General features: G+C 32.5%; 12 protein-coding genes. 2 read left to right on the plus strand and 10 right to left on the minus strand.

What is annotated here, in order from left to right:
• Window positions 1-257: 257 nt before the first annotated feature.
• The 5 genes from G4D82_RS14075 to G4D82_RS14095 form a co-directional block, all read right to left on the minus strand.
• On the minus strand, window positions 258-605 hold the full coding sequence (locus G4D82_RS14075) for a type II toxin-antitoxin system PemK/MazF family toxin (protein WP_166337939.1): 348 nt from the start codon (window positions 603-605) through the stop codon (window positions 258-260).
• Window positions 595-825: a hypothetical protein gene (locus G4D82_RS14080; protein ID WP_166337940.1), complete on the minus strand. Its 231-nt coding sequence runs from the start codon at window positions 823-825 to the stop codon at window positions 595-597. The genes G4D82_RS14075 and G4D82_RS14080 overlap by 11 nt, the downstream gene beginning before the upstream one ends.
• Before the next feature lie 215 nt (window positions 826-1,040).
• Window positions 1,041-1,742, minus strand: a complete 702-nt coding sequence (locus tag G4D82_RS14085; RefSeq protein WP_166337941.1) for a hypothetical protein — start codon at window positions 1,740-1,742, stop codon at window positions 1,041-1,043.
• Between the two features lie 168 nt (window positions 1,743-1,910).
• The gene (locus G4D82_RS14090; RefSeq protein WP_166337942.1) at window positions 1,911-2,378 is read right to left on the minus strand and encodes a DUF6265 family protein; all 468 of its coding nucleotides are present in this window, start codon (window positions 2,376-2,378) and stop codon (window positions 1,911-1,913) included.
• 841 nt (window positions 2,379-3,219) lie between these two features.
• Complete coding sequence (locus G4D82_RS14095) at window positions 3,220-3,411, minus strand: hypothetical protein (RefSeq protein ID WP_166337571.1); 192 nt, start codon at window positions 3,409-3,411, stop codon at window positions 3,220-3,222.
• A gap of 280 nt (window positions 3,412-3,691) precedes the next feature.
• On the opposite strand from G4D82_RS14095, the gene G4D82_RS14100 reads away from it, so the two are divergent.
• Both G4D82_RS14100 and G4D82_RS14105 read left to right on the plus strand, forming a co-directional pair.
• Complete coding sequence (locus tag G4D82_RS14100; protein WP_166337943.1) at window positions 3,692-5,023, plus strand: AAA family ATPase; 1,332 nt, start codon at window positions 3,692-3,694, stop codon at window positions 5,021-5,023.
• Between the two features lie 3 nt (window positions 5,024-5,026).
• Window positions 5,027-5,518, plus strand: coding sequence for a hypothetical protein (locus G4D82_RS14105; RefSeq protein WP_166337944.1), 492 nt, complete (start codon window positions 5,027-5,029; stop codon window positions 5,516-5,518).
• A 148-nt stretch (window positions 5,519-5,666) separates the two neighbouring features.
• On the opposite strand, the gene G4D82_RS14110 is transcribed toward G4D82_RS14105, so the two are convergent.
• The 5 genes from G4D82_RS14110 to G4D82_RS14130 form a co-directional block, all read right to left on the minus strand.
• Window positions 5,667-6,416, minus strand: coding sequence for an FRG domain-containing protein (locus G4D82_RS14110; protein WP_166337945.1), 750 nt, complete (start codon window positions 6,414-6,416; stop codon window positions 5,667-5,669).
• A 264-nt stretch (window positions 6,417-6,680) separates the two neighbouring features.
• Window positions 6,681-7,127, minus strand: coding sequence for a hypothetical protein (locus tag G4D82_RS14115; RefSeq protein ID WP_166337946.1), 447 nt, complete (start codon window positions 7,125-7,127; stop codon window positions 6,681-6,683).
• A 228-nt stretch (window positions 7,128-7,355) separates the two neighbouring features.
• A complete protein-coding gene (locus G4D82_RS14120; protein WP_166337947.1) occupies window positions 7,356-7,802 on the minus strand; it encodes a GNAT family N-acetyltransferase in 447 nt (148 codons plus the stop codon).
• A 235-nt stretch (window positions 7,803-8,037) separates the two neighbouring features.
• A complete protein-coding gene (locus G4D82_RS14125; protein WP_166337948.1) occupies window positions 8,038-9,135 on the minus strand; it encodes a ligand-binding sensor domain-containing protein in 1,098 nt (365 codons plus the stop codon).
• Window positions 9,136-9,332: 197 nt separating this feature from the next.
• Window positions 9,333-10,001, minus strand: coding sequence for a hypothetical protein (locus tag G4D82_RS14130; protein ID WP_166337949.1), 669 nt, complete (start codon window positions 9,999-10,001; stop codon window positions 9,333-9,335).
• Window positions 10,002-10,631 lie beyond the last annotated feature (630 nt).

Genomic DNA, 10,631 nt, shown 5'->3' on the forward strand with positions numbered 1-10,631 from the left:
GATTTTTTCGAAATATACTTTGGTAAAATTCAGCGCTTTTTTGCTGATCGTTTACATAAAATATAGTTTCAACAAGTTTGATATGCTTCATTGTATTCTCGGTTTTTACGGGTTGCAGTTAACGGTTTGCCGCCACGCGACGTTGCGAAAAAGCGAACCGAGTTTTCTCCACTAAGATAGAAAGTTAAACGTGAAAACCAAGCGCGAAGTTAGGAAAAACCAGCAATGATCGCGTGACGGCTGTTATAGCCAGTGCATTATTCCAAATCTAAAATGATTGCAATATTTTCTCTCGTTTTATCGGCTAGTTCTACCGGAAGATTTCCAATTTTCTTTAATAACCTTTTATTATCAATTGCTCTAATTTGATCAATCATAATATCACAATTCTCATTCAAATTTGCCGTTCCTTTTTTCAAATGAATACGAAGGATATTCGCGCTTTTTTGAACGTTTGTTGTAATCGGACATATGATTGTCGATGGATGCGGAATTTTATTTAAAAGATTTGTTTGTATAACTAAAACTGGTCTTGTTTTTCCTGGTTCAGTTCCAATTTGCGGATTCAAATCGGCAACCCAAATTTCAAATTGATTAATCTGCATAATCTATACTTTCGAATTCTTTGAGCACATTAATCGATTCCTTTTTTACCATTTCTGATTCAACTCTAAGTTGTTTTTCAAGCAATTTCTTTTTTTGAATTTTATTGTAAAATTTGATTGCCTCATTTATATAACGATTACGAGGAATACTTATATCGGAAAGAATTTTTTCAGTTTCGCCAAAAACTGTGTCATCTAATTTTAAAGATACTGTTTTCATAGTTTCAAAATTTATATTTCAAAAGTATATATAAATAGTATATCTCGCAAGTATTTTTTTTGCATTGGCTATAACGGTTCGCCGCCACGCGACGTTGCGGAAAAGCGAACCGAGTTTTCTCCGCTAAAGATAGAATTTCTTCGTGAAAAATAGAGTAGAGGCTAAGAAAAAACCAGCAATGATCGCGTGGCGGCTGTTAGCATTCGTTATTCTATTTAGTTTATTATTTCAACGCCTTTTTCAAGTATAAATTTAATTCCTTCTTTAACTACAAGTTTTTTAGTTTCACTCAAAAATTCCTTTATTAATGTTGGTCCTTGTTTAGCTATTTGAGCCCAAACTTTAGATAACTGTTTAATTACCCATTTTTTTGACTTCTTAGATAAGTTATTTCTTAGTTCAATAGTGTCAATTTTTATTTGCTCTATCTCAACTGCATTTTCTTCAGTTTTATATTTTTCAATTTTCTTTTGAATATTCTCTAAATGACTATCTAGCATTAGAATCTGTTTCACTGAAAAAGGTTTCACGTCTGCTTCTTCATCAATTATTTCAAATTCTGTATAATATTCCTCTGCAAATGCTTCTAATATTGGATCATCAAATACCGTTTTTACTTTTGCATATCCTTCTAGTAATTCTATCCAACTACCAAAAACTGCCTCAAGAGCTTCGGCTTTAATCCAAGTGCGTCTATTTTCAGTTGTTTGCCTGCTTTTAGGTTTTAAATCTACTAATAACAAAAAACCTTGATCCATTTTATATTGCTCAACATTAAAATAGAAATCAGACTTATCATCTTTGTCAATGAATTTTAAAAGAAAGTCATTAGGGTTTATCGCTTCAAAACTTTTTCCATTTTTATTTACAAAAGGTTCGATAGTTTCCAACACTTGTAAAGGTATTTTTTTCTTCATGGTCTACGATTTTATAATGAATGCTAACGGTTTGCGGCCTTGCGATAGTGGCGGATTCGCGAACCGAGTTTTCTCCACTAAGGTAAAAAGTTCTACGTGAAAACCAAGCTTGAGGCTAAGAAATTCGAGACATTTCGCAAGACCGCGGTTATGAGCAGACCATTTATATTACTTTAGTTTTTCAAACTCAAAAGGAATTGTCATATCATTTCCAGAAACTATCGCGCTAAATTTATTCCCTTCATTTTTGTATTGAATAACTTTAGGAAATTCATTTTCCTTGTTTTCAAATTCAAATATACTATCATTTAATTTTGATAGTTTGAATATTGTAGGTTGCTTATCTTCATTTCCTGTAACCGCAAACTGCCATTTATTGTTTACTTTGTTTAGAACAACATTTTCTTTCCAAACAGTATCATTTTTTAGCAATGTATAACTTAAGCCTAAATATTCAGTATTACTTTTTTTAGTCCAATTTTCAAAAGTTTGTTTTGAATCTTTATCATTTTTTCTAATCCATTTTCCAACGAGCCAATCAAACTCAGTTTTGTCAGATTCGAGATTATTAAAAGTTTCAGTTTTCTTACAAGAAAGGCAAATTGAGACTATTGAAATTATGATAAGTTTTTTCATTGAGTTTCGTTTTTTTTGGTTTGCTCATAACGGTTTCTTGCTACGCGACTACGCGGAAAAAGCGAACCGAGTTTTCTCCACTAAGATAGAAAGTTCAACGTGAAAACCAAGCGTGAAATTAAGATAAAACAGCGTTGCTCGCGTAGCAAGTGTTAACGGGCGGTTTTCTTATTTATTCCAATTTTCAAGTTACAATTTTCAGGTTTAGTTTGCGTTTAGTTTTGCCAGTCCAACTTTCAAGTTCCGCTTGCGTTTCCCATTCTATTCCAATTTTCCAATTTCATTTGCGTTTAGCTTTGCAACTTCAATTTTCACGTTCCAATTTCCCAGTTTCGTTTGCGTTTCGCTTTGCAATTCCAATTTTCAAATTTCGTTTCCGTTTAGCTTTGTAACTTCAATTTTCAAACTCCAATTTTCAAGTTTCGTTTGTATCAAACTATGCAGTTCCAACTCTACAATTTAAGTTTCAATGTTCTGGTTTTCCAAACTGACCGTTAACGGTTTGCGGCCTTGTATAGTGGCGGATTTGCGAACCGAGTTTTCTCCACTAAGGTAAAAAGTTCTACGTAAAAACCAAGTTTCCGGCTAGGAAAAACCAGCCATTATACAAGACCGCGGTTACCAGCCGTTTTTTTCTTAGGCGTTGCATCGCTTTCTCTATTATTGTTTGTTTTATGTTGTCAAAATTTTGCTTTGAGTTTTTCAGCTTTGTAATTAATATAGACTTGTTTATTATCTAAAACACTTTTTATGTTGTAGAATAGATTTGGTATAACAAATTAAAATAAAGTTTTTTTTTTACAACTCTCTACTTAACACATGTAATCGTTTTACAGATTTATCAATCTTTATTTCGATTTCTAAATTCCCGGATTAAAAAAAATATTGAAGCTAAAAATGCAACTAGATAAATAGTATCAATTGCCGGCTTTTGGAAACTAAAATTTTGGAAGTCAAAATGGTGAACTAGTTTACTACCAGTAATAATTGCTATAATTAAGAAGAAAAAGTTTAGTCCTTTTTTATTTTCCATTTTTATTTATTTTGGTTTTAGTATTATTTTAAATTTTAATCATTTGTTGCATTAGGTTATTGAATTTGCGCCGTCACTTCTAAAATGGCTGGTAACGGTTGCTAGCTACGCGTCGGCGCGGAATTAGCGAACCGAGTATTCTCCGCTAAGATAGAATTTCTTCGTGAAAACCAGACGTGAAATTAGGAAAAACCAGCGGTGCTCGCGTAGGTAGGGTTAGGCGTAGTGATTTTTTGTTTTTTTTGTTCTACATTTATGGCAACTTTATTTAAGGCAAATTATGAGTTCAAATTTAAGAGTAAAAACTGAAAGGTTTCGCGCGGTAAATAGTGCTGATATAATTATTGATGGTATTACTCTAGTGGCAGGCGAGAATGGATGCGGTAAAAGCACTATCTCTAAATTATTATATTACTTATTCAAAACTATTTCAAATTATGATGTTCTAGTCAAACAAAAACTAAACAAAGATTTAAGAGATATATTAAGGTTTTTGGAGATTTTTCAGCAAGAAGTAGTCTATTCTCAAAGTGATAGAAAGGTAAGAAATGAATATAATAGAGAAATTGAAGATTTAAGAAGAGGTTTATTTTTTAGTGATTTTCTTGAAGAAGAGATTGATAAATGGATTTCATTAGTGGATAAAGTTGAATATTTATACATTAATTATAATCAAGCAGAAAATAATTTATTTGATGAGGGAAAATTATCAAATTCAAGATTGAATAGATTAAATAGGATAATCAAGGAATTACTAGGAAGAGAGTTTGAATTTACTGATTCTAGGGATGCATTTGGAAAAATCAAAGAAATAATATCTGATAGATTTAAAGAAGCTAAAGGAAAGATTAATTCTAGACCGACTTCTATTTTTATTGAAGAACTAGCAAATGTTTTCTCAGATAGTAAATTGCCTAGAAAATTTGAGGTCAGAGAGTATGAAGATATAATTGTATCTCTAGAGAAATCAAATTTATCAATACCTTTTTCTATTCAAAATGCTATATATATTGACACACCTATGATGATTTCAGTAGGGGATTCTCATAATTCTCATTGGGATGATTTAAATGATTTGTTATTAGAAGGTCAAAGTAATTATAAAAATGATATAACTGATATAATTAGTGATCAGATTATGAAAGGTGATGTTGAGTATGATGATGGAATATTCATGGCTGATGAGTTTAAATTTAAAAGAAAGGACGGTGCGGTTTTTAATCTTTTAGATGTAGCTACAGGAATAAAGTCGTTTTCAATTATTCAACTTTTAATGAAGAATGGACATTTGAATAATAAAACGCTATTAATAATTGATGAACCAGAATCCAATTTACATCCCCAATGGATAATTGAATATGCTAGAGTAATTGTTTTTTTAAATAAATATTTCGGAGTTAAATTTTTCTTAGCCAGTCATAACCCAGATATGGTTAGCGCAATTAGATACATTTCTGAAAAAGAAGAGATTTTAAATGATGTTAATTTTTATCTTGCTAAAAAGCAGAATGAAGGATTTGTTTATGATTATGAATTTTTAAATAAGAATATTGATCCGATTTTTGAGTCTTTTAATATTGCAATTGATAGAATAAACAAATACGGAATTTAAAATATGAAATATAATAAAGCTGCTACTATAAGTCATACTTTATCCACTACCTATCCTTGTTGCGTGAAAGATTTTAATCAAGTAATTCTTGAAGAAGATGATAATCTCGTTGCTTTGCCAAATTACTTTACTAATGTTAATGTTATTGATTTAGATTGTGTTGAGTTGAATAAAGCGAAGGCTGAAATTCGACCACAAAATAAAACTATGGATACTACATTTGTTATCTCTAATACTACAACTGCTGAAATGCTGCTAGTAGAATTAAGATTTAATTACAGAAATTTATCAAATTTAGACCGTAATGAATTGTTAGGAAAAGTAGTTGGTTCAGTTTTATTATGTAGTCCTTCTGTAATTAATAATAATTATATTTTCATATTTCAATCTAATTTAGTTCAACAAGCTAGGAGCAGGCTCCAAAGAATGAATCCAAGAATTCCAAACAATTATATAGCAATGGATTTGGCAGAGTTGATTGCTACATATTTCTAGCATCATTACGCCTAACGGTTTGCGGCCTTGTATAGTGGCGGAAAAGCGAACCGAGTTTTCTCCACTAAGGTAAAAAGTTCTACGTGAAAACCAAGTTTCTGGCTAGGAAAAACCAGCCATTATACAAGACCGCGGTTAGGCGCAGTTTTTAATAATTCTTAATTTCTAGTTTAGTATTACTATATATTGATGCTCCAAGAAGATCTGGAAAAAGTGAATTATGATTAATATTCATATTATTCAAAAATTTTAGGCAAAGATTTCTATCATTATTTGGGATTCTTATTACATATAATTTTATTTTCGATTCGTCAGATTTAAACTTATTTAATATTAATGTTTGAATGTCATTTTCGGTTTTAAATTTGATAAATGAACCACCTTGACTAATTAATCTCTGATTATGACCCGATAAAGGTTTAAAAAAAGTTATATCATCCTTTAAATGATTTTTAACTGCAGCTTGAGACAAACCATATATAATCCTATATTTAGAATCGCTATCAGATTCATAAAATGCAAAATAAGCAGCAACATATGGCGAATCTGTGAAATCTAATAATGGAGTTTTTAATCCGTAATGCTGTCCTAACGCCCAAAGTTCATCTTCATCGTCGATTATGTCTTTTAAATTATTTGCCCTTCCTCTGACTGAGTACTTAAAATTTGATAAATGTGAATTGAGAATAGTATTAAATTTAATACCTTTAAACTCTCTGCAATGTCTAATTAATGTTGGTTCTATTTTCCATTCTTCTTCTTTTTGACCTCTAAAGATATAATTGCTTGAATCAATTAGAGATTCTTGAAGGTAATCATGAAAATACTTCCAAGAACTTAATGTTACATATTGGATTCCATTAGTAAAATCTAAAATCCAGCGTTTAGGTCTTCCCATTTCTCATTTTTAATTAAGTTGAATACTATATTTCCGCATTTAGTAAAATTGCGCCTAACGGTTTCTGGCTAGATTTCGTGGCGGCTTGACGGCCGAGTTTTCTCCACTAGCACAAAACGAAAATAGGAAAATAAAACGAACAATTCACCGGAAAATTAGCCATGGAATTTAGCCAGTGTTACAAGGCGGTTTTCTTATTTATTTCAGTTTTCCAGTTCTGATTTTCTAGTTTAATTTCGGCGATTATATATCTGTGTAACCTGCTTATTTGAAAAATTGTTTAATAACAAATTCATATAAGGCAAGTAAACCTACAATAATTCCAACAATCCAAGACAATCTTTCAACCAAAGATGATTTATTTTCTTTTAGTTTGGCAGTTTCATCTTCGACTATCTTAACTTCTTTCGGCTTTTTGTCTTTCTTCGGCTTCTTAGGTTTTCTAATGTTCTTTTGTTCTTTTTCGTCTAAAAACTTATATTCAAACCAACCACCTAGATTTTTAACACGCTCACCAAAAGGAGTTAATCTAATTGTATTAAAATCATCGTCTTGCAATTCTATTAAACCAAAATGCTTTGCCTCGTTTAAAGCAGTAAATATATCAATCGGGATAAATCCATTTTTTCGCGCATAAGCGTGAACATCAACAGTTCTAAATTCTGAATTGAAACTATTTACAATCATATTGATAAAATCATCTTCTCTCATAATTTTCTGACTTTTACTATCAAATGTAATGAAAAAGCCGACTAGCACTCGGTTTAATTTTTTGATTAAACAAGTATATCATTATGCGTTTTCCAAACTGACTTGTAACGTTTTGCAGCTACCCGTAGTGGCGGAAAAGCGAGCAGCGTACGCTCCGCTAAGATAAAATTTTGTTCGTGAAAACCAAGCGTGAAGCCAAGAAAATCAAGCCATTGCGGGTAGGTGCTGTTAGCGGTTCGGGCTTGTTGTCCAGTCGTTATATGTCATTTCAAATTTAATTTCGTTTGTTTCGTGTGTTCCAACTTCTTTCCAGCCTGCTTTTCTGTAAAACTGTTCTGCTCTTGTATTGAATTCTGTACCTAACCAAACTTTTTCCTTTGTCTGTGAGAAATACCAGTCTAACATTGTATTGTGTAACTGTTGTCCAATACCTTTTTTCTCAAATTTTGGATCTAAAAATAAAGCCCAAATATTATTTTCTTTTAGGTCAGCAATTGCAAAGCCCACGATTTGTCCGTCTATTTCGCAAACCCATCCTTTTCCTCTTTTGGTAATAAATTCTTCACAATCTTTGTCTGTTACCAAGTTAGGATTTGACAGAGTATTTTCCGTCACAGAGTTTCTTACAATTTGAATTTGTTTTATGTCGTCTATTTTAGCTTCTCTAATAATCATAATTTAATTTATTCTGTTTTTTCTGTTATTTTGCCCCAAACGATTAACCGTTTCTTGTTTTCGTTGTGTCGTTTTAGCCTGACCGCTAACGGTTGCTAGCTACGCGACGGCGCGGAATTAGCGAACCGAGTATTCTCCGCTAAGATAGAATTTCTTCGTGAAAACCAGACGTGAAATTAGGAAAAACCAGCGGTGCTCGCGTAGGTAGGGTTATCGGTAGCTCTACTTTCATTTGTCATAGTGTGAATTTTTCAAATGCTTGTCCGTTAAAGTTGAAAACACCATTCTGCTCTGTTCCAAGCCAAATTTCTCCTCTATTGTCTTTAAAAAGATAAAAGATGGGAACGTTTTTACTGTCAACTTGGATTGGGTAGTGTTTTATTCTTTCACCTTCAACTTTCCATACACCACTTAAATAAATAGCAATCCAAAGGTTTTCTTTATCATCCTTAATGATAGACTGATACTCATTCAAATCTCCATCCTTTTTACCGTCTAAACAACCAATGCTTTTTATTCGGTCATAAAATGTTGTATTATCCTTGTCGTTTTTTGTTGAAGAAGATTTATTGTAGATGTTATATTTATATTCAGTGTTGAACCAAAAATATCCGTCTTTATCTTCAATGATTGCGCGAACACCATTCGCTGGTCCATTATGCATTTCATTTACATCTGACTCGGTAATCCAATCAAAAGATTTTCCATTGTATCTGAACACTCCGGCAAGTGAAGTTCCAAACCAAATATTTCCTTTACTATCCTTGTAAGTACAATAAATAGAATAAGGGCTTAAAGGTGAGCTAGGATTGTTTTTAATCCATTCTTCACCAATTGTGTTTTTAGGCATTTTAAGTTTGTGTAAAACAGTTCCATCATATCTGTAAAAATATTGTCCATTTGTGAAGTTTTTAAACCACAAGTCATTTGGAGTTAACCCCCATGAATCTAAATCTCCATTTGTTTCCTTTAAAGTTGTAAATTGGTTTTCACTGTACTTTATTATTCCTTTACTTGTATTTATATAGATGTTACCTAATTCATCGCCTTTAATTTCTTCAACTCTGTTCGATGGCAAACCGTGTTCTGTGGAGAAATGAACAATTGATTCTCCGTCATATTTAAAAAGTCCGTTCTGCCAACTACCAAACCAATAGTTATTTTTCTTGTCTTGATAAATAACCATAATGTTATTACTCAATTCTCTCACAGTGTCGCCCGTTACTAAAGGTTCGGTTGGTTTCTCTGAACTGATTTTCTGAGTATTGGTCTGCCCATTACACGATGTCAAAAGTGTCAGAATACTTATGAATATGATAATGTTAAATTTCATTGTTCGTCTGTTTCAAGTATGTTGTGTTGTCATAGAGTTACCGATAACGTTTTGGCGCTTGGCGAAGAAGCGGATTTCGAAGCACTAAACTGTCTGCCAGCACAGAACTTGATAAGAAGCACAAAGCTTCATTTAAGCACAGAACCCGCTTTTTTGCCAAACGCCTGTTACCTGCTGGGCTTTTTCCGTTTGTCAATTTATTCTCCATATTCTTCTGCGTCTAATTCAATATCCAACCGCTCAATTGTCTCCTTAAATATCTTCACTGCTTTTTCGTGGTCGTCAAAATAGTCCTCCCAAAATGAATACTCTACTGCAGCATATGTCTTGTCTACAAATTCAATTGGGTCAAGTTGTAGAGAATTGTTCGCAACCGTAATTGAATAGTTCGGTGGAACTATTTTGTCATTAATTTCAAAGAGTTCTGCTGGTATAAAATATGGCGTTGTCTCGCTATATGACGGGTCGAATATTTGAAACATAATTCTCTGTGGTGATTTTTTCAAGTCAACAGAAATTCCTAAAATGTAATATTCTTTACCAACTTTTAGTTCCCAATTTCGTTCGTTTTTTCCGTCATAGTCAATTCCCGTTGTTTTTACACAGGTCGCTTTTAGAACTTTTTGATTTGTCTTGATGTGCTTTTTGAATTCTTCTTTTAGTGTCAAACTTAAATTGTCAAAAACAAGTTGTTTTAATTGTTTAATTGTCAACCCTGAAAAGTTTTCACTAATAATTTCAAGATATGATTTTTCACCAACGCAATTTTCAAAGTCAAGACTATTTGAACTATAAATCCATTGCTCAAAAGTTGCTTTGTCTTTTTCTTTCCAAAGTCTGTTAAATAATTCTTCTTTAAAGTTCATTGTCTCTATGTTGGTTGTCGTCATAGCCTTGCAGGTAACGGTTTCTTGCTACGCGACTACGCGGAAAAAGCGAACCGAGTTTTCTCCACTAAGATAGAAAGTTCAACGTGAAAACCAAGCGTGAAATTAAGATAAAACAGCGTTGCTCGCGTAGCAAGTGTTAACGGGCGGTTTTCTTATTTATTCTAATTTTCAAGTTACAATTTTCAGGTTTAGTTTGCGTTTAGTTTTGCCAGTCCAACTTTCAAGTTCCGCTTGCGTTTCCCATTCTATTCCAATTTTCCAATTTCATTTGCGTTTAGCTTTGCAACTTCAATTTTCACGTTCCAATTTCCCAGTTTCGTTTGCGTTTCGCTTTGCAATTCCAATTTTCAAATTTCGTTTCCGTTTAGCTTTGTAACTTCAATTTTCAAACTCCAATTTTCAAGTTTCGTTTGTATCAAACTATGCAGTTCCAACTCTACAATTTAAGTTTCAATGTTCTGGTTTTCCAAACTGACCGTTAACGGTTTCTTGCTACGCGACTACGCGGAAAAAGCGAACCGAGTTTTCTCCACTAAGATAGAAAGTTCAACGTGAAAACCAAGCGTGAAATTAAGATAAAACAGCGTTGCTCGCGTAGCAAGTGTT

The sequence above is a fragment of the Flavobacterium lotistagni genome (genome assembly GCF_011392125.1).
Classification (GTDB): Bacteria; Bacteroidota; Bacteroidia; order Flavobacteriales; family Flavobacteriaceae; genus Flavobacterium; species Flavobacterium lotistagni.